Raw genomic sequence first — 18,952 nt, forward strand, 5'->3', positions numbered from 1 at the left:
TCGGGACGTCCGCCACCCCGCCTACTCGGAAAGTCCCCCGATGACTCCTCGCCCGAGCCTCCCCCTGCTGCCGATGTCCGGCCGCACCCACGGCAACCGCAGCGCGGTCACCTGCCACCTGCGCTGCGGCGACGCCTGCTCGACCGCTGCGCCCAACACGACCGACACCACCTACTTCCGTGACGTCGCCGCCACGGCGCTGAGCCGCCGCTCCGTCGTCGGCACCGGCCTGAGCGTCGCCGCCCTGACCGCCGTGACCAGCCTCCCCGCGGCTGCCGGCCCCGCCGCACCGCTGCCCGCGCGCGCCGCAGGGCGTCCGCAGCCCCTGCCCTTCTCCCCCATCGCGCCGGTCGCGACCGCCGTCGACGACGTCACGGTCCCCGGCGGCTACCGCTGGGACCCGATCCTGCGCTGGGGCGACCCGATCCTGGCGGGCGCGCCCGCCTTCGACCCCGCGAACCAGACGCCCGAGGCCCAGGCCGGCCAGTTCGGCTACAACAACGACTACCTCGACATCATCGAGACCAACCGCGCCGGCACCCGCGCGCTGCTCGTGTGCAACCACGAGTACACCAACGAGAACATCATGTTCCCGCCCGGCACCGACCCGACCACGCTCATCCGCACCGTCTGGGCCGCCCACGGCCTGTCGGTCGTCGAGCTCGAGCGACGTCGCCGCGGCGACGTGTGGACGTACGTCCCCGGCGCGCGACTCAACCGCCGCATCACCCTCGACACCCCGTTCGCCGTCGACGGCCCGGCCGCCGGCTCCGACCTGCTGAAGACCGCGGAGGACCCGACCGGGCGCAGCGTGCGCGGCACCATGAACAACTGCTCCGGCGGCACCACGCCGTGGGGCACCGTCCTGTCGGGCGAGGAGAACTTCAACCAGTACTTCCGCGCCACCGGCACCGCCGCGGAGGAGAAGCGCTACGGCCTCTCTCCCACCCAGGACTCGCGCAACTGGCGCTCGGTCGACCCGCGCTGGGACGCCACCACCGCCGATTTCCGCAACGAGCCCAACCGCTTCGGCTGGGTCGTCGAGATCGACCCCACCGACCCGACCTCCACCCCGGTCAAGCACACCGCGATGGGCCGCTTCAAGCACGAGGGCGCCAACGTCATCGTGAACCGCGACGGCCACGTCGTGGCCTACATGGGCGACGACGAGCGCTTCGACTACCTCTACCGCTTCGTCTCGCGTGACACCTTCCGTCCGGGCAGCAGCGCGAAGGCGCGTGCGCACAACCTGCGCCTGCTCAGCGCGGGCGACCTCTCGGTCGCGCGGTTCACCGGCGACGGCCTCGAGGACGGCGTCAGCGACGGCACCGGCGAGTGGATCCCGCTGACGAAGGACGGCGCGTCGATGGTGCCCGGCTTCAGCATCGAGGAGGTCCTGGTCCACACCCGCCTGGCCGCCGACGCGGTGCAGCCCACCAAGATGGACCGCCCCGAGGACGTGCAGCCCAGCCTCCACAACGGCCGCATCTACGTCGCGTGCACCAACAACACCGACCGCGGCAAGGTCGGCAAGGAGGGCCCGACCGAGCCCAACCCGCGCGCGGCCAACAAGGACGGCCACGTCGTCGAGATCACCCCGACCGGCGGTGACCACACCTCCGGCACGTTCGCCTGGGACCTGTTCCTCATCTGCGGCGACGCCGCCTCGGCCGGCACCTACTTCGGCGGCTGGACCGGCCCGGTCTCGCCGATCTCGTGCCCCGACAACGTCGCCTTCGACAGCGAGGGCAACCTGTGGATCTCGACCGACGGCCAGCCGAGCGCGATCAAGCTCAGCGACGGCCTGTTCAAGGTGCCGGTGGAGGGCCCCGAGCGCGGGCACGTGCAGCAGTTCCTCGCGGTCCCCGCGGGCGCGGAGACCTGCGGACCGGTCGTCCACGACCGTGACGGCTCGGTCTTCGTCGCCGTCCAGCACCCCGGCGAGGACGGCTCCTGGACGGCACCCCAGTCGCGCTTCCCCGACTTCGTGCCCGCGGGCTCCACGGCGCCGGCCGGCTCGTTCGCCGGTCCGCGCCCCACGGTCGTGCAGGTCACGCGCGCCTGAGGCAGCCCGCCCCGCCGACCCACCTGCGGGTGTAGACCCGCAGGTGGGTCGTGTAGGTATATGGACCGGCTCCGGGCCAGACCCGGGGCCTCCTCGGAATCTCGGCACACTCGGAAAGCGATCCCCCATGACCTCGCAGCACACCCCCTCGCGCCGCACCGTCGTCACCGGCGCCGCCGCCCTCACCGCCGCCGGCTTCGTCGCCACCGCAGCACCGGCGTCCGCACGCCCCGGCGCGCTCCGGACCCGCGTGACGGTGCTCGGCACGACCGACCTCCACGGCAACGTCCTCAACTGGGACTACTTCAAGAACCTCGAGTTCGACAACAGCAAACACGACGACATCGGCATCGCCAAGGCCGCGACCCTGATCAAGGCGGTCCGCGAGCAGCTCGGCACCCAGCCCGTGCTCACCCTCGACGCCGGCGACACCATCCAGGGCACCCCGCTGGCCTACTACTACGCGCGCATCGACCCGATCACCGGCGGCAGCACGCACCCGATGGCCAACGCGATGAACCTCGTCGGCTACGACGCGGCCGCGCTGGGCAACCACGAGTTCAACTACGGCATCGACACCCTGCGCACCTTCGAGTCGCAGCTCGACTTCCCGCTGCTCGGCGCCAACGCGGTCGACCCCGCCACCGGCCGCCCGGTCTTCCCGCCCTACGTGATCAAGCGCTTCAAGGTGCACGGCGCCCCCGACCTCACCGTCGGCGTGCTGGGCCTGACCAACCCCGGCATCGCGATCTGGGACAAGGCCAACGTCGAGGGCCGCATGGAGTTCCCCGGCCTGGTCGAGCAGGCCTCGAAGTTCGTGCCCGAGCTCAAGCGCCGCGGCTGCGACGTCGTGGTGATCAGCGCCCACAGCGGCGCCGACACCTCCTCGTCGTACGGCGACGCCCTGCCGTGGCCGGAGAACGCAGCCTCGCTGGTGGCCGAGCAGGTCCCCGACGTCGACGCGATCCTCGTCGGGCACGCCCACAAGGACATCCCCGCCCGCTACGTCACCAACGCCGAGACCGGTCATGAGGTCCTGCTGACCGAGCCGGCCTACTGGGGCATGCGGGTCGCGGTGATGGACCTCGACGTCGAGCTCGACCGCGGTCGCTGGCGGGTCACGAGGTCCAAGGGCCAGCTGCTCAACTCCAACACCGTGTCCGGCGACCCCGCCGTGCTCGCTGCGGTGCGCGAGCAGCACGACACCGTCGTGGCCTACGTCAACTCCGTCATCGGCACCTCCACGACCGCGCTGTCCGCCGACCGTGCGGTGGTCGAGGACGTACCGATCATCGACTTCGTGCAGTACGTCCAGGCCGGCGCGGTCAAGGCCGCGCTCTCCGGTGCCGACGCCTCGTTGCCGGTCCTCTCCATCGCCGCGCCCTTCAACCGCGGGGCGTCCTTCCCCGCCGGGGAGGTCACCGTCCGCGACGTGGCCGGGCTCTACATCTACGACAACACGCTGCTCGGCGTGAAGGTCACCGGCGCCCAGGTCAAGGACTACCTGGAGTACTCCGCGCGCTACTTCCAGCAGGTCTCGGGCACCGGCCCGTTCACCGTGGAGCAGGTCACCCGCGCGGTGACCCCGACCGCCCCCAACGGCACGCCGGACTACAACTTCGACACGGTCGCCGGGCTGGACGCGCCGCTGACCTACGAGATCGACATCTCCCAGCCGGTGGGCTCACGCATCGTGGGCCTCGCCTACGACGGCGTGCCCGTCGCACCCGGCCAGGAGTTCGCGATGGCGGTCAACAACTACCGCCAGTCGGGCGGCGGCGGGTTCCCCCACGTGAGCACCGCTCCCGTCGTCTACAACCGGCAGGACGAGATCCGCCAGCTCATCATCGACTGGGTGACCGCCCACGGCGTGATCGACCCCGCCGCGTTCGCCTCGGTGGACTGGCGACTGGTGTCGGGCGGACAGCCCGTCCAGATCAGCTGACGCGGGCGCCCGGGGGCCGCTGCGTCAGACGTTGCCGTCGACGTAGCGGCCGTCGGGGGTCACCGGGTCGTCGACGTTGATCGCCGCGACCGCCTCGGTCAGCTCCGCCTCCGCGAGGGGGCGGCGGTGGTCGAGGTGGACGCCGGCGATCATGCACCGCACCGAGCCGCCGGCCAGCTCGATGGTGGGGATGTCGACCGCGACGATCTCGCACGACTCCTCGATCGCGGCCACCTGGTCGGGGCGCAGCGAGCGCCGGGCCCGGGCCGACATGGCCATCACGTAGCGGCGCTTGCCGTCCGACGTACGCCCGCACAGCTCGACGGCGTTGCCGGCGAACTCGCGGATCTGCTCCTCGGTCAGCTCCACGACCGTGCGGCCGGTGACCTCGAGGCGCTCTCGCACCTGCTGGCGGCGGTGCTCGTCGGGGATCATCTCGAGCGCGAAGAGGGCCACGTGCGTGCCCACGCAGGCGATCACGTTGGTGTGGTACACCGGCACGCCGTCGGAGTCGACGGCGTCGAAGGCCATCGGCTCGTAGTTGAAGTCGGTGCAGAAGCGCTCGAGGACGGCGACGTCGGCGCGGTGGCTGCGCGCGGTGTAGGCGACGCGCGAGACGTGGTCGAGCACCATCGCGCCGGTGCCCTCGAGGAAGATGCCGTCGGGCTCGAGCCCGGAGTAGTCCACGATCGCCTGCACGCGGTACTCCGACTTCAGCATCTCCAGCACGTCGGTGCGCCGCTCGTGGCGGCGGTTGGAGGCATACATCGGGTAGACCGCGACGGTGCCGCCGGCGTGGGTCGAGAGCCAGTTGTTGGGGAAGACGCTGTCGGGGCGGGTGTGGTCGTCGTCGTCGAAGACGTGCACCCTCACCCCCACCTCGCGCAGCGCCGTGGCGAGGGCGTCCATCTCCTGCAGCGCCTTCTCCGACGTCGTGAAGTCGGTCTGGCCCTCCGGCGCCTCGGCCTGGAAGGCGTTGTCCGCGGCCGTCGCCGGGTTGGGGACGAAGCTGGTCGCGCGGACGAGGATGACAGCGGAAGGGGCCTGGGCGCTCACGGGAGGAATGTAGGGCACACGGCCGCGGCCATCACATCGGCCACCTCGCCCGGGTCGCGGCCCGCCGCGGACTCGTAGCAGGTCAGCTCGGTGACCACCCAGCCCGGCACGTCGGCGGGCTGCCACAGCCCGCAAGGGACGACGCCGTTGGCCTCGGTCCAGGCCACGACCCGCTCGTTGACCTCGTCGGCGGTGCCGGGCGCGTAGGCGAGGAAGGTCGCGATGTGCGGCTCCTCGGGAAACGTCGCGAAGCCGCGCGCACGCAGCGCGGCGGCGAGCTCGATCGCCCAGGCACGGTAGTCGCCGAAGCGGCCCAGGTCCTGGTGCAGGCCCACCAGGCCGCCGATCGCGGCGGCGGTCAGGGAGAAGAGCGTCCCGCCCATCCGCGCACGCCACGCCCGCAGCTCGCCGGCGAGGTCCTCGGGGCACACGACGAGCGCTCCGCTGGTGGCGCCGAGGCCCTTGTAGAGCGAGACGTACATCGAGTCGAAGAGGTCGCCCGCCTCGGCCAGGCTCCGGCCCCAGTGCGGCACGGACTCCCAGATGCGGGCACCGTCGGCGTGCAGCGGCACGCCGCGCTGGCGGGCGGCGGTCGACAGCTCGACCAGCTCGTCCCACGTCGGGAGCAGGCACCCGGCGTCGCGCAGCGGCAGCTCGACCATCGCCGCCCCGAGCCGGCCGCCGACCTTCTCGAGCGCGGCGGCAGTGGGCGTCTCGCGACCGGTGGTGAGCCACTCGAGCTCGAGGCCGAGCACCCGGCGGGGCCCGTCCTGCTCTTGGTGCAGCAGGTGCGACAGGTCGGGCAGGGCCACCCGGCGCGAGCCGGAGCGGTCGCACCACGCCCGCAGGGTGGCCTGTTGGGCCATCACCCCGCTGGGGAACATGACGGCCGCGGGCTTGCCGAGCAGCTCGGCGACCTCGGCCTCGAGCTGCGCGACCGCGCCGCGCTCGCCGTAGCGGTCCCACGCGACGTCGTGCTCCTCGGCGAAGTCGGCGAGCTCGCGCAGGACGGCCGCGGGCGTCGAGGGCGGGCGCCAGAAGATGGCCTCCGCCGTCGCCGAGGCGGCGCGGAACCGGTCGTGCAGCGCGCTCACGTCAGCACCCGGCTCAGGCCTCGCGCTTGAACCAGTACGTCGTCTCGACGCCCGGGATCACCTGCACGAGCTCCCAGCCGTTGACGCCGAGGCTGGTCAGCAGGTCCTCCCACGACTCGGTCCCGGCGACGAGCGCCTCGGGGTCGGCGTTGTAGCCGCCGACCTCCACGTTGCCCTGGTCGTCGACAGTGATCTCGAGGTGCGCCCATGAAGCCATGCGGTGATCCTGCCACGAGATGCCACTCAGCCGCCGAGCGGCCACTGCGCCACCACGTGGCACCGCCCCGTCTCCCACCAGGCGAGCTGGAGCGTGTCGAGAACGACCTCGACCGGGACGACGTCGCGGAGCAGCGCGGCGGTGGAGGCCAGGCTGACCTCCTCGGAGGCGGCATCGACGGTGAGGTGCGGGCGCACGTCGTCGCCGAACTCGCCGCCGTAGGGCGGGTGGTCGGGGAACGCGGCGACCAGCCTGGCGGTCAGGTCCTTCAGGCACGAGACCGGGTCGGGCACGAGGTGGATGATCCCGTTGGGGAACTGCGCCAGGTCGGCCAGCCGGACCGCGACGGGGGCCGTGGCAGCGGCGATGCCGGCGACCTTCGCCAGCACCTCGGCCGACGGTGCGGGGTCGAAGGGGCCGAGCGCGGTGATGTGCGCGTGCCCGAAGCGCGGGTCGTCGGAGACGAAGCCGGCGTCGTAGTGCGCCGTCCGCGCCCGCACCCACCCCTCGAGCTCCGGCACGGGCAGCTGCAGGACGGAGTGGCCGGTCACGGGCACAGACTGGCAGGCTGGCGCACGCCATGGACCACACCCCCCGCACTGCACCCCGCCCCGCAGCCCGCCTCGCTCCCCCGTCCCCCGAGGTCCTCGACCGCGCCCGCGAGCGCCTGTCCGGCCTGGCCACGCCGCCCGGCGCGCTGGGCCGCGTCGGCGAGCTCGGCGCCTGGCTGGCCGCCGCGCAGGGCGAGGTGCCGCCGCGCCCGCTCGACGACGTACGCCTCGTGGTGTTCGCCGGTGACCACGGCGTGGCCGCGCACGGCGTCTCGGCCTACCCCGCCGCCGTCACCGAGGCGATGGTGCGCACGATCGTGTCGGGCCGAGCCGGGGTGTCCGCCCTCGCGCGCGAGCACGGCGTGGCGGTGAGCGTGCTCGACGTCGCCGTCGACGCCGACCTCGACGACCTGCCGGCCGACGTGACCGCCCGCAAGGTGCGCCGCGGCTCCGGGCCGATCCACCTCGCCGACGCCCTGACCCGCGAGGAGACCGTGCGGTCGCTCGCCCTCGGCGCCGAGGTGGCGGGCGCCCACGTCGACGACGGCGCCCAGGTGCTGATGACCGGCGACCTCGGGATCGGCAACACCACCGTGGCTGCCGCGCTCGTCGCGGCCGTGCTCGGCCTGCCCGCAGACGAGGTCACGGGCCGCGGCACCGGCGTCGACGACGACGGCTGGGCCCGCAAGCGCGACGTCGTCGCGCAGGCACTGATCCGCGTCGAGGGCCGCACGGGCGAGCCCGTCGATGTCCTCACCGCGATCGGCAGCGCCGACCTGGCGGCCGCGACCGGCTTCCTCGTCGAGTCGTCCACCCGCGGGGTGCCGGTCGTCCTCGACGGGCTGATGTCGGTGGCCTGCGCGGTGCTGGCCGAGGCGATCGCGCCGGGCGCGTCCGCCTGGTGGGTCGCCGGGCACCGCTCCACCGAGCCGGCGCAGACCCATGCGCTGAAGTCGCTCGGCCTCGAGCCGCTGCTCGACCTCGGCATGCGCCTCGGCGAGGGCTCGGGCGCCGTCGCCGCCCTCCCGGTGCTGCGCTCGGCCGTCGCCGTGCTGCGCGACGTGGCGCTCCTGTCCGAGGTCCTGCCTTCGTGACGCTGCCCCGGACGACGCTGCGCGACGCGTGGCTCCTGGCCACGGGCACCCTCACCGTCGTGCGGGTGCCACCCCCGGGCCGCGTCGACCGCTCGGTCGCCGGGCTGGCGATGGTCCTGGCGCCGCTGGCGGTGATGCCGCTCGCCGCGGCCGCTGCGGCCGTCGTGCTCGTGGGCGGCTGGATCGACCTCCCGCCCCTCGCCACGGCGTACGCCGTCCTCCTCACGCTCGCCCTCGGCACCCGCGCCTTCCACTGGGACGGGCTGGCCGACACCGCCGACGGCCTCACCGCGTCGTACTCCCCCGAGCGCTCGCTCGAGGTCATGCGCACCGGGCCCGTCGGCCCGGCCGGCGTGGTCGCCGTCGTGCTGGTCGCCGGGCTGCAGGCCGCCGGCCTCACCGCCGTGCTGCGGCACGAGCACGGCTGGTGGGCGATCGCCCTGCTCGTCTGCGCCTCCCGCTCGAGCCTGGCGCTGGCCTGCGTGCGCGGCGTCCCGGCCGCGCGGGCCGACGGCCTCGGCGCGACCGTCATCGGCGCGGTCCCCGTCGTCGGCACCGTCGCGGTCCTGCTGGTGGCGGGGTTCGCCGCGGGCCTGGCCGGTCACGCGCTCGGGTCGGTGTGGCCGCCGCTCGTCGGCCTGGTGGTGATGGCGGGCGTCGTGGTCGTGCTGCTGCTGCGCTGCTCGCGCCGGCTCGGCGGGATCACGGGAGACGTGCTGGGAGCGGCGGTCGAGGTGTCGTTCGCGGTGCTCGTCCTGGCCGCCGCCACCGTCTGAGCGGGCTCCGTCTTCTGACAGGATGCGCGCCATGCGGATCCTGGTCACCGGCGGCGTACGGTCCGGCAAGTCGACCCACGCCGAGGCCCTGATCGGTGACGAGCCCGCGACCTACGTCGCTGCCGGGCCCACGCCCGACGCGGAGGCCGACTCCGACTGGACCGCTCGCATCGCCGCCCACCGGGCCCGGCGTCCCGCGGCGTGGACGACCCTCGAGACGCAGGACCTCGCCGGCGCGCTCGCCGGGGCCGAGCAGCCCGTGCTGGTCGACTGCCTCGGCACCTGGCTCACCGCCGTCGTCGACGCCGCCGACGCGTGGGAGCTCGACGCCGACCGCGTGCACGACCTGGTGCTGGCCCGCACCGACGCCGTCACCGAGGCGCTGCGGGGCTCCGAGCACGACGTCGTGGTCGTCACCAACGAGGTGGGTCTCGGGGTCGTGCCCGAGCACCGCTCGGGCCGGCTGTTCCGCGACCTGCTGGGCACGGTCAACCAGCGGGTCGCCGCGTCCTGCGACGAGGTGCACCTCGTCGTCGCCGGTCGCGTGCTGCGACTCTGAGCCTGTGGACCACCCGACCCCCGACTGGCTCGCCCTGCTCCGCGCCCGCACGGACACGTTCGCCGACCTCGTCCGGGACGCCGACCTCGACGCTCCGGTCACCCACCGCCCGGACTGGACGGTGCACGACCTGGTCGCGCACCTGGGCGGCGTGCACGAGTGGGCAGCCCACGCCGTGGTCGCGGGCGACCCCGACCTCAGCCCCGAGCAGCCGTCGGCGACCGACTCCCGCGAGCTCGCCGAGTGGTACGCCGATCGCGCCGCGCACCTCCTCGACGTGCTCACGCGGACACCGAGCGACGCCCCCGCGTGGACGCTCGACCGCGACGACCGCACCGCGGGCTTCTGGCGCCGTCGTCAGGTGCACGAGACCGCGATGCACGTCTGGGACCTCGAGGAGGCGCTCGGCCAGCCCCGCCCGATCGATCCGTGGCTGGCGTGGGACGGCGTCCTCGAGGTGGTCGACGTCCTGCATCCCCGCCAGGTCCGGCTCGGGCGCGCCCAGCCGCCCGCCGATGCCGTACGGCTCATTGCCACCGACGTGTCCGGCGACGTCACCATCGGACATGGCGATCCGGTCGTGGTCCGGGACCGTGCCGAGGTGCTGCTGCGGCTGCTCTGGCACCGCGCCGACGTCACCGCCCTCGACCCGCGCGCGGCGGCGCTGCTGTCGGCAGCCGTCACCCCCTGAGCGCCCGTACGCTCGGCCCACGGGGATCCTGCGACGACGGCGGCGACCGCCTCAGCGCGGGACGGTGACGCTGCCCCGCGCGACCGCGGCTTCCACGACGGCCGTCCCCGCGTAGCGCACGACCACCGGCTTCGTGCCGGGCCGGACGTCGCGCACGACGACGTGTGCCCGTCCGCCGACGACCTGGGCGTCGACCGTGCGGCCCCCCACGCTGACGGTCACGGCCCCGTCCGGGCGCGACGCACCCGGAGCCTTGACGCGGATGTCGAGCACGACGCGCTTGCGCGTGGCCTCGGAGTGCACCTTCACCTCCGGCACGGTCGTGACGGCGGCGACGGCGACGGACTCGGTGGTGTCGCGGAAGTGCTGGCGCGACAGGGTGATCTGCACCGACAGGGCGCGGCCGAGGTCGGCGCGGCGGACCGTGTAGGTGGGCTTCGTGGTCCTGGCGATGCGCTGCCCGTCCCTGAACCAGGCGTACGTCGCCTTCGCGTCGGTGGGCTTGAGGCTCCCGACCTGGGCCACGAGCTTGCTCCCCACCCGAGGTGCGCCCTTCACGCGGGACGGGCTCGTGATCACGATGGGCTTGGCGAGGACCGGGGTGGTCTCGAGCGCGGTCGAGGTGGACTTGCGGTAGCCGCTCGCGCTGGCCTGGACGCGCGCGCTGATGCGCCGGTCGATGTGGTCGCGGGTGAGGACGAGGGATCCACCGGTGGCCCCCTGGATGGCGACGCCGTCGGCGTACCACTGGGTCGTCACCTTGGCGGGCTGCGGCGACCACGACGCGGTCGTGAGCGTCAGGGTCTGACCGACCTCGGCGACACCCTGGATCGTCGGCACCGCCGTGCGCTCGAACGAGCCGGGGGCGACGGGAGCGGTGGCGAGCACCGCCTGACCGGCGGAGTAGCCGTCCAGCGCGGCCGTGACCTCCGCGGTCAGCGCCTTGCCCTTCACGTCGGGGGTCGGGACGTAGTTGGCGGCTGTCGCGCCCGGGATGGCAGCGCCGTCGGCGAGCCACCGCACGGTCACGGTGCTGGGCGTGGGCGTCCAGGCACCGGGCGCCACCTCCAGCGGCGCTCCGACCGCAGGGGTCCCGACGATGGCGGGAGCGGTGGTGGGCGCGACCACGCGGTCGTTGAAGTGGATGAACCCCGAGGGCCAGCCCCCACCGGACATGGTGACGCGACGCCAGTGGAAGTCCCCGCCCCAGTAGTCCTCCGAGACGACGATCTCGGTGGCGGAGATGACCTGCTCGACGTAGGCGACGTGGCCGTTCGAGCCCGCCGGGGTGACGTTCGACCGGTACCACGCGACGGACCCGACCGTGGGAGTCTGGTCAGTGATGCTCGCCATCGCCACGCCCCAGTTCGAGGCGTTGCCGCTGCCCTCCCAGGGGCGCACGTTCGGCATCCCGGACTGGACCAGGCGGTAGGCGACGTAGTTGGTGCAGTTGTGGCCGGTGAACATGCGCCAGTACGCCGTCCCCGACGCCTGCCGGTAGCCGGCGTTGCCGTAGCCCGCGGTCTGGCAGCCGGCGTAGCCGGAGCAGAGGTACGTCGACGTGACCAGGCTGATCCGGTCGGCCCCAGTGGGCACCAACAGCACGATCACCGCCAGCACACCCGTGAACAGCTTGACCACGCGACCGGCACCCCGCACGCAGCGCTGGAGCGCTACGAGGGCGGGGCGTTGCCGCTGTGACGGCTGTGACGAATGAGGCTGTTGTTGCACGATGAGAGATCGTATGGGTCATAAGTCAAGCCCGCCACGCCGATGAGTGAAGAACAAATGTGTAATTCGTTCGGGCAGCGCTCGCAGGCGCCCGCGGGGGGTGAGGTCGGCGACGCGGAGGTCGTCAGACGAAGGGCAGGAGTGCCTCGACCGAGTCCGTCGGCGTCTTCAGGGCGATGCCGCTCCCGATCGCGCGGAGCTTCCAGGCCGACCCGTCGCGGACCAGCGTGGCCATGACGAGCCCCGTCTCCCGGACCCCCAGCGTGAGGGTGAAGCGGGCCAGCTCGGTGCCGTGGTCATCGACGAGGCGGCAGTAGGCGTTGCGGATGAACTCCAGGGAGTGCCCCTGATAGCTGCTGACCAGGAACAGGATCGAGTCGACCTTGGCGTAGACCTTGATCAGGTCGACGGTGATCACCTCGTCGTCGCCCTCGCCCTTCCCGGTGATGTTGTCGCCCAGGTGGGTCACCGAGCCGTCCCGGGTCGCGAGGTGGTTGAAGAAGGCGAGGTCGAAGAGCTGGCCGCCCGCGAACTGCACGGCCGAGGCGTCGAGGTCGATGGGCGCTGCTCCGCTGCCGATGAACCCGGCCGTCGGAGCGTGGTCCCAGCCGACGGCCATCTGCACCGTGGTCAGGGGCGTTCCGTCGACGGCGGTGAGGGTGAGCTCCTGGCCCTCGGTCAGCTCGATCACGGGTCGCTCCTCCGTCCGGTGGTGCCCTCGAACGTACAGGGACCACCCCTCACCCACGCTCGGTCGGACACACTCGACGCACGGGGGCCACCGCCTCGCACGCGAGGAGGTGGCCCTCATGGTCGGTCGTCACGGGCGCGCCGGGAGGCACCGCCCCCTCACGGCTCGCCGGTGCCACCCCGGCACAGTCCGAGCGTGCCGGGAGCGCCCTTCGGGAGGCCGTAGTACCTCCACGAGTCCGCCGCCGTCTGCACCTGCGAGCTGGTCTGCCCCGCTGTCGAGTCCATGTCGTTGAGCCCACTCGCCGCGCACGCCGAGTTGGCGTGATCGAGGGCCCCGGTCTCGTTGACGTTGTTGGGGGTGCCCGGAGGTCCCTTCACCTCGCCAGCCGCGGCCTGACCGGCCGAACCGGCCACCACGGCGACCACGCAGAAAGCGGTCGCGCACAAACGCTTCACCATCATCCTCGCCCACCTCTCGTCGGAACCGATCTCGCGGCGTGCGGCGCCGCGTCAGGGGCCGAGCCCGAGTCCCACGCCTGGTTGCAGGGTCACCCGGGCGTGCCCGCCGCCACATCGCCCACATGGGGGAACTCGTCGGGACGAGCCCGACGCGAGTGCGCCCACCCGCTGACCCGGCACTTCGTGCCCGTCCGGTCCGTCGAGGCGGCACTTCGTGCCGCAGGTGCTCAGATCTCTGCGAAGAAGACCGCACCGGCGAAGGCCAGGTAGAGCCCGAGCAGCATGACCCCTTCGAGCCAGTTGGTCTTCCCGTCGTCGAGGAGCTGGCGAGTCAGCAGTGTCCCGACGAGCAACGCCGTGAGCTCCAGGAGGCTGAAGGCCAGGTCGAACGGGTGGCCGGTGATCGCGCCGAGGAGCACCAGGATGGGGACCACCAGCATCGCCAGCTGCATGCTGGCGCCGACCGCGATCTCGGCGGCCGTCCCGAGCTTGTCCTTGGCAGCAAGGGTGAGTGCACTGAACTGCTCTGCCGCGTTGCCCACCAGCGGCAGGATCACGAACCCGATGAACCCGCTGTGCAGGCCGAGGGCGGAGCCGGCCTCCTGCACGCTGCTGGCGACCATCTCGGCGGCGATCGCGACGAGGACCGTCGCGACAGCCAGGACGGCGACCGCGCCCCTGACCGACCAGGTGGCCCTGTGCTCGTTGGCGTCGGCGTCGGCGTCGACCGCGGACTCGGCACGGAAGAGTTTCTGGTGGGTGCGCAGCATGAAGAGCAGCGAGAGGGCATAGACCACGAAGAGGATCAGGGCGACCAACCAGCTGACCTCGTCGAGCCGGCTCGTCGAGCTCTCCGGCCGGAAGGAGAACACGGTGGGCAGCAGGAGGATGCCGATCGACAAGAACAGCATGGTCGACTGGATCTGTGAGGTGGCGGTGATCTTCACCTCGCCCTTGCCGCGCCCAGCGACGATCATGGCGACCCCCAGCAACAGCAGGAGGTTCGCGATGATCGAGCCGGTGACGGATGCCTTGAGCACGGCGATCTCACCGTTGAGGACGAGCAGCGCGGCGATCATGAGCTCGGCCATGTTGCCGAACGTGGCGTTGAGCAGTGCGCCCTTGCTGCCGCCCAAGGTCTCGGCAAGCACCTCGGTGGAGCGACCGACCAGACCGGCGAGCGGGATCACCGCGAGGGCTGCCAGGACGAACAGCACGGCCGCTCCGGAGTGGAGCAGACGGGCGGCGACGGCGACCGGCAGCGCCACCACCAAGAGGTCCAGCCAACGCCACGGCCCCAGTGATCGCGCTTTCATGAATCCTCCTCGACGACTGGCTCGCACCTTAACGAGCGCGAGCCTGCCCGTTCGCGCGACGGGCTGTCCCGCCCTCACGCCAACAGCACGTACGACCCCGACACCACCCCCCCATGAAGCAAGAGCGGGGCGCCCCTTCGTCGGATGATGCTCACGAACGCGCAGGGGTGAGCCGTTGTCCATGGGCCGGTCTACGTCCGCCTGGCGAACTCGACCTTGTTGTCGGCGTGGACGGTCATCGCGTAGCGGGAGTCGTGGGCCAGACGATGGTGGCGCGGGCACAACAGCCGGCCGTTGGCCAGGTCGGTGAGCCCGCCCCTGGACCACGGGTCGTCGTGGTGGGCATGACACCCCGATGCACTGGTCTCGCAGCCGCGGGCGGTGCAGCCGCCGTCACGCAGACCCAGGGCGATGCGCTGGGCCCTGCTGAACAACCTGGCCGCACGACCGAGGTCGATCGGCTGGGACCTGCTGTCGAGCACGACCGGGATGATGGCTGCCTCGCACGCCAGCCGACGGGCCTGCCCTGCGGTCATGCGGGTGCCGTCGTCGAGCAGCGCGGTGGCGTGCTCGCCCAGCAGCTGCTCCAGGGTCATGGTGACCACGATGGTGGCGTTCACCCCCGCGGTCTGCGGTGCGGCATCGACGGGGTAGCGCTCGACGTACTCCACGAGCGCCTCCCCCATCCGTCGGCGCAGCGGCTTCCACCCGCCGGTCTCGTCGAGGAGCTCGGCCTCGGTGTGCCGGGCCGGGTTCGCCAACGCCAGCAGGTGCCGCCTCAGCATCTTCCCGACGTGGGACGGCACCGTGAACGTGCCATGACACCTGCCCAGGCCGTCGTCGGACATGGCGAAGTCGACGCCCGCGTCGGCCCGCGACTCCTCCTCCAGCAACACCGACTCCTCGTGACACTCCCCCACCTCCGGAGCCACCACGTCCAGGATCCGCTTCCCGATCTGCCGCAGCTCCCGCGCGTCGTGCTGCGCGGCGAGGCCGACCAGCACCGACTCCGCCTGCTCCCGCGTCTGGGCATCCACCCGGGCTGGGAGCGCGTCGACCGCCTCAACGATCACCCGCGCCTGCTCGACCCGGAGGCGGCCGGCGGCCAGCTCGCGAGCCACCGCACCGTGCCGCTCGGACTCCAGCGCTGTGGCGAGCCGGGTCGAGCGCGAGGCGTCTGCGCTGGTCCGACGACTGCGCCTGGCCCACCACTCGTGCGTGTGCCTGGCACCGATCTCGTCGCCCAACCGCCTGCTGTCGGCCTCCGCGACCGACCGGCACTCCAGGCTCGCCACCCGGCTCGAGGCCGCAGTGGCGGCATCGAGCAGCCGCACCACGTCAGCATCGACCAGGGCTCCCAACGACACCGCGTGGAGCTCGTCCAGAACGCCGTCGAGACGTCGCAGCAGCGACGCCAACAGCGGCGACGCACCGGCCGCCAGGCCAGGCGCACCCCAGGACTGCTCGTCCTCGGCTGGGATGGCACTCACGGGATCGGACCTCTCCGCGCCAGGAAGGCGCGTCGACAACAGGTGGGGGGCCGATGTCTGAGGTGAGTGCAGCCGATGTGCGGCTATCCGTAGGACCCGAGCTCGCTCGCTCGAAACTGTGTGTCAACTCTACTTGCGGCCACCGACAGCGTCGGTGGCGGTGGGTTCGAAAACCCTGTGTTGTCGCCAGAGTTCTTCGAGGCACCCGACTCATCCGGAAGTTTTCGTCCTTCGCCTGACGCAGCCGTGCTGCCCACCTAAGGTCGACGACGCTGCGCGCCCCGTGGAGGGTGCGCTCTTCGACTGGGGGTCTCATCTTGCTTGCACAACTGTCACGCCTGTCACGGTTTCGGGAGGGTCGCACGATCGCGGCTCTGGCGGTCGCTGGGGCGCTGGTGGTGTCCGCGGGAGTCGGCGGTGCGACCGCCGGCGCGCTCATCACGGGCCGTGACATAGCTGCCAAGACCATCACGTCAGCGAACATCGCTGACAACTCGATCGGCACGAAGCAGATCAGCGCCGCGGCCATCGCGCGGCTGCAGACCCGCTGGATTGCAGGCAACGGAACGCCGCGGAGCAAGGACGCGGCTGTGGGGACGTGGTTCCTCGACGAGTCGAGTGGCGACACCTACAAGATGACCGCACGCGGTTGGGAGTTCCGCGTCAACATCATGGGCGCGACCGGAGCGCCTGGCGCGACCGGCCCGCAGGGCACCAATGGTGCCGCAGGTGCGACGGGTTCCCGCGGTGCGACGGGAGCGACCGGCATGGCAGGTGCCGATGGTGCGGCCGGCGCCACCGGAGCTGACGGAGCCAACGGAGTTGATGGCGCGGATGGCGCCGACGGGGCTGCGGGCAGCGTGTGGCTTCGTGGGTCCGGTGCCCCGGGACCTGCATCCGGCGCCGTCGGCGACTGGTACTTCGACACCACGACGTACGACACCTACGTGAAGGATGCTGACGGCTGGATGGCCGTGGTCAACCTCCGCGGCCCCATCGGCCCGAAGGGCGACGACGGGGCCACGGGTGCCACGGGTGCCACGGGTGCCACTGGCGAGAGTGGCGCCCAGGGGCCCGAGGGCCAGGCCGGCGCGCAAGGGCCGGAGGGTCTGACCGGCGCCACCGGCGCAGATGGGGCCGCCGGTGCGGCAGGACCGGCAGGACCGGCAGGACCGGCAGGACCGGCAGGACCGGCGGGAGCTGCGGGGCCGGCAGGACCTGCCGGCGCAGGAACAACCTTCACGAGAAGGTCCACCGTGGTGCCGCCGATGACCTCGGCCGCGGACCACTTCATCACGCTGAGTTGTGATCCCGGCGAGGTCGCCGTCTCGATGGGATACCAGCCCAGCGGCGGCACGGTCCTCGTGCGAATGAGTTATCCGACGGGCGGCCCCGACTGGGTGGTCAACATCACGACCAACACGAGCGGGGCCACCCCGACCCTGTACGTGTTGTGCGCGGTTGGTGCGACCCCTTGACCGCGACCTGACCAACTGCATGCACGCGGCCGTACCTTGCGGGAGGTACGGCCGCTCGTGCGTTCAGAGCCAGCAAGGCACGCGCACGCCCGAGAAGGGCGCCTCGTCGTACGACGCCAAGCTCGTGCCGGTGGCCGAGACGGCGGCTCCCAGGACGGAGCCCACGCGGCGACGAGGAGCGTGACGAGCAGTCACGGCAGGCCTCGGCGGGAGTGCGGGTCGACGGCGCGGTGGATCGACGAGTGGATGCCGACGAATCGGAGATGCGACCAATCGCGCCTGCTGTGATCGACGTGCGTCGTTGCACGACTACGCCCTGCGTCGGTCGCCGATACAGGTCGGACGACAGGCGGCGGAATGACGCATCGCGCAGTTACGCCCCCTTGCTCGTGAGCCGACGAATCGATCGCCCCTTTGGGCTGCTCGATCGGATACGCCTACTCGTCGTCCGGCCACGCATCGCCAGGTGGCCAAGGGTCCGGAAGTCCGAAGAACTCGTCTGCCCTCGTGGGGGCTGAGGCCTCAACCAGCGTGTCGTCGGCAAGGCTCAGCGTGTCGGCCTGGAAACCCAACCGCTTCGGGAAGCTCGTGGGCTGGGTTCGGGTGCCGCCAGAGGGTCGTCTCCGCTCGCTGCACGTAGTACGGCATGAGCTGATTCACGAGGAGAACGCCAGAGACGTGGCGGTTGGCCCACTTCGGTGGCGTGCCGAAGTAGCCATCCGGCTGCCGGACTTCCCGGGTCACCGTCGAACCGTCGGGCGCCTCGCCGATCTGCACGGCGACGGGCCCGAACATGGCGTTGCCGCTGTGCCAACGGTCCCTGTCGTGGATGTAGGTGCCGACCGCGATGACGAACGGCGCCCCGAGGTCCCCGTACTCGTGGTGCTTCGTCGCCAGTGCCTTCTTGATCGCCGGCGCGTCATTGACGAAGTCGACACCCGTGTGGCCGTAAACACCAATCGCCCGATCGTTCGACCTCGTGCCTCTAACTTCGGGCTTCTTCGGAACCGCCCTAAATGTAGCCGCCCAGCCGTCGTGCTCCCATCGACGCGTCGGCGCCGCGTCCGCCTCCCACGGGGCATCGGGGTCGAGCCTCGCGAGCCAGCGCCGGAGGTCCCGGCGAAGGCGTGCGGAGGCGGGTGGCGAGACCCCCTCTTCGAGCTCGTCCAGCCACAGCATGAAGTTGGGGTCGCCCAACCGATTCACCGTGTCGAACAGTACGGCTCGGCGTTGCGCCGCCGCCTTCTCGGCTGGAGTCGAGCCTGGCGCAATGGCCTCGACGAAGAACCGGAGGTCGTCGCGCTCTGCCAGGAAGTCCGGGCGGCGACTAGTGCCCGTGACCTCGGGATGGATTGTGACGGTGTACCCAGCCCTTACGAGACTTTCGTGCAAGTAGAGCTCAAGGAACGCGCTGCGGAACTGCTCGTCGTCCCGGGACCGGAACCGCTGCCGCACGTCGTTGTACTCCTGCTCGCCTGGGATGCGGTCGAGCCACTCCTGCATGAGGGCACGAGGGCACTCCCAATAGTCACCGGCGATGCGGCTAAGGAAGTCGAAGCTGGACTCCTGGTGGCTCGCCGGCGTGGCGTTGGTTCGTTTGAAGTCATCGAACAGTGGTTGGCGTTGTTCCCCCATGCAGGCCAGCGTGACAGCACCCGCCGACGGCGACGTGGTCACCTGCCTTGCCTGGGCGGGGGGATGTCATCAGAGCGGTCGGCATGTCCCGACAGATCCCGG

General features: G+C 71.9%; 17 protein-coding genes. 7 read left to right on the plus strand and 10 right to left on the minus strand.

What is annotated here, in order from left to right:
• Nucleotides 1-40 precede the first annotated feature (40 nt).
• Together ASG76_RS05350 and ASG76_RS05355 are read left to right on the plus strand one after the other, a co-directional pair.
• On the plus strand, nucleotides 41-2,065 hold the full coding sequence (locus ASG76_RS05350; RefSeq protein WP_056600892.1) for a PhoX family protein: 2,025 nt from the start codon (nucleotides 41-43) through the stop codon (nucleotides 2,063-2,065).
• Between the two features lie 127 nt (nucleotides 2,066-2,192).
• The gene (locus ASG76_RS05355; protein WP_056600894.1) at nucleotides 2,193-4,010 is read left to right on the plus strand and encodes a bifunctional metallophosphatase/5'-nucleotidase; all 1,818 of its coding nucleotides are present in this window, start codon (nucleotides 2,193-2,195) and stop codon (nucleotides 4,008-4,010) included.
• A gap of 24 nt (nucleotides 4,011-4,034) precedes the next feature.
• Here ASG76_RS05355 and ctlX read toward each other — a convergent pair whose 3' ends face one another.
• The 4 genes from ctlX to ASG76_RS05375 are packed head-to-tail and all read right to left on the minus strand — an operon-like array spanning nucleotide 4,035 to nucleotide 6,928.
• On the minus strand, nucleotides 4,035-5,066 hold the full coding sequence (gene ctlX, locus ASG76_RS05360; RefSeq protein WP_056600896.1) for a citrulline utilization hydrolase CtlX: 1,032 nt from the start codon (nucleotides 5,064-5,066) through the stop codon (nucleotides 4,035-4,037).
• Nucleotides 5,063-6,160: a threonine aldolase family protein gene (locus tag ASG76_RS05365; protein ID WP_056600897.1), complete on the minus strand. Its 1,098-nt coding sequence runs from the start codon at nucleotides 6,158-6,160 to the stop codon at nucleotides 5,063-5,065. The genes ctlX and ASG76_RS05365 overlap by 4 nt, the downstream gene beginning before the upstream one ends.
• Nucleotides 6,161-6,173: 13 nt before the next feature.
• Complete coding sequence (locus tag ASG76_RS05370; RefSeq protein ID WP_056600899.1) at nucleotides 6,174-6,377, minus strand: hypothetical protein; 204 nt, start codon at nucleotides 6,375-6,377, stop codon at nucleotides 6,174-6,176.
• A gap of 26 nt (nucleotides 6,378-6,403) precedes the next feature.
• Nucleotides 6,404-6,928 carry a 2'-5' RNA ligase family protein gene (locus ASG76_RS05375; protein WP_056600901.1) on the minus strand — a complete coding sequence of 175 codons (525 nt, stop codon included), beginning with the start codon at nucleotides 6,926-6,928 and terminating at the stop codon, nucleotides 6,404-6,406.
• A gap of 29 nt (nucleotides 6,929-6,957) precedes the next feature.
• On the opposite strand from ASG76_RS05375, the gene cobT reads away from it, so the two are divergent.
• Genes cobT through ASG76_RS05395 form a run of 4 tightly spaced genes read left to right on the plus strand, consistent with a single transcriptional unit; the run spans nucleotide 6,958 to nucleotide 10,048 of the window.
• Nucleotides 6,958-8,022: a nicotinate-nucleotide--dimethylbenzimidazole phosphoribosyltransferase gene (gene cobT, locus ASG76_RS05380; RefSeq protein ID WP_082587269.1), complete on the plus strand. Its 1,065-nt coding sequence runs from the start codon at nucleotides 6,958-6,960 to the stop codon at nucleotides 8,020-8,022.
• Nucleotides 8,019-8,798 (plus strand): adenosylcobinamide-GDP ribazoletransferase, encoded by a 780-nt coding sequence (locus ASG76_RS05385; protein WP_235529413.1) that lies wholly within the window; start codon nucleotides 8,019-8,021, stop codon nucleotides 8,796-8,798. Before cobT ends, ASG76_RS05385 begins: the two co-directional genes overlap by 4 nt.
• 31 nt (nucleotides 8,799-8,829) lie before the next feature.
• Nucleotides 8,830-9,357, plus strand: a complete 528-nt coding sequence (locus ASG76_RS05390) for a bifunctional adenosylcobinamide kinase/adenosylcobinamide-phosphate guanylyltransferase (RefSeq protein WP_056600902.1) — start codon at nucleotides 8,830-8,832, stop codon at nucleotides 9,355-9,357.
• Nucleotides 9,358-9,361: 4 nt separating this feature from the next.
• A complete protein-coding gene (locus ASG76_RS05395; protein WP_056600904.1) occupies nucleotides 9,362-10,048 on the plus strand; it encodes a maleylpyruvate isomerase family mycothiol-dependent enzyme in 687 nt (228 codons plus the stop codon).
• 51 nt (nucleotides 10,049-10,099) lie between these two features.
• On the opposite strand, the gene ASG76_RS05400 is transcribed toward ASG76_RS05395, so the two are convergent.
• The 5 genes from ASG76_RS05400 to ASG76_RS05420 form a co-directional block, all read right to left on the minus strand.
• Nucleotides 10,100-11,689 carry a CHAP domain-containing protein gene (locus tag ASG76_RS05400; RefSeq protein WP_056600905.1) on the minus strand — a complete coding sequence of 530 codons (1,590 nt, stop codon included), beginning with the start codon at nucleotides 11,687-11,689 and terminating at the stop codon, nucleotides 10,100-10,102.
• Between the two features lie 214 nt (nucleotides 11,690-11,903).
• On the minus strand, nucleotides 11,904-12,470 hold the full coding sequence (locus ASG76_RS05405) for a TerD family protein (RefSeq protein WP_056600907.1): 567 nt from the start codon (nucleotides 12,468-12,470) through the stop codon (nucleotides 11,904-11,906).
• A 158-nt stretch (nucleotides 12,471-12,628) separates the two neighbouring features.
• On the minus strand, nucleotides 12,629-12,934 hold the full coding sequence (locus ASG76_RS05410; RefSeq protein WP_157558956.1) for a hypothetical protein: 306 nt from the start codon (nucleotides 12,932-12,934) through the stop codon (nucleotides 12,629-12,631).
• Between the two features lie 224 nt (nucleotides 12,935-13,158).
• On the minus strand, nucleotides 13,159-14,247 hold the full coding sequence (cax, locus tag ASG76_RS05415) for a calcium/proton exchanger (protein WP_162254085.1): 1,089 nt from the start codon (nucleotides 14,245-14,247) through the stop codon (nucleotides 13,159-13,161).
• Between the two features lie 191 nt (nucleotides 14,248-14,438).
• Nucleotides 14,439-15,737, minus strand: a complete 1,299-nt coding sequence (locus ASG76_RS05420; RefSeq protein ID WP_056600912.1) for an HNH endonuclease signature motif containing protein — start codon at nucleotides 15,735-15,737, stop codon at nucleotides 14,439-14,441.
• 398 nt (nucleotides 15,738-16,135) lie between these two features.
• On the opposite strand from ASG76_RS05420, the gene ASG76_RS19345 reads away from it, so the two are divergent.
• Nucleotides 16,136-17,215, plus strand: a complete 1,080-nt coding sequence (locus ASG76_RS19345; RefSeq protein WP_200948067.1) for a hypothetical protein — start codon at nucleotides 16,136-16,138, stop codon at nucleotides 17,213-17,215.
• Between the two features lie 522 nt (nucleotides 17,216-17,737).
• Here ASG76_RS19345 and ASG76_RS05430 read toward each other — a convergent pair.
• The gene (locus tag ASG76_RS05430) at nucleotides 17,738-18,892 is read right to left on the minus strand and encodes a hypothetical protein (RefSeq protein WP_056600916.1); all 1,155 of its coding nucleotides are present in this window, start codon (nucleotides 18,890-18,892) and stop codon (nucleotides 17,738-17,740) included.
• Between the last annotated feature and the right edge of the window lie 60 nt (nucleotides 18,893-18,952).

This window comes from Nocardioides sp. Soil774, assembly GCF_001428125.1.
Taxonomy (GTDB): domain Bacteria; phylum Actinomycetota; class Actinomycetes; order Propionibacteriales; family Nocardioidaceae; genus Nocardioides.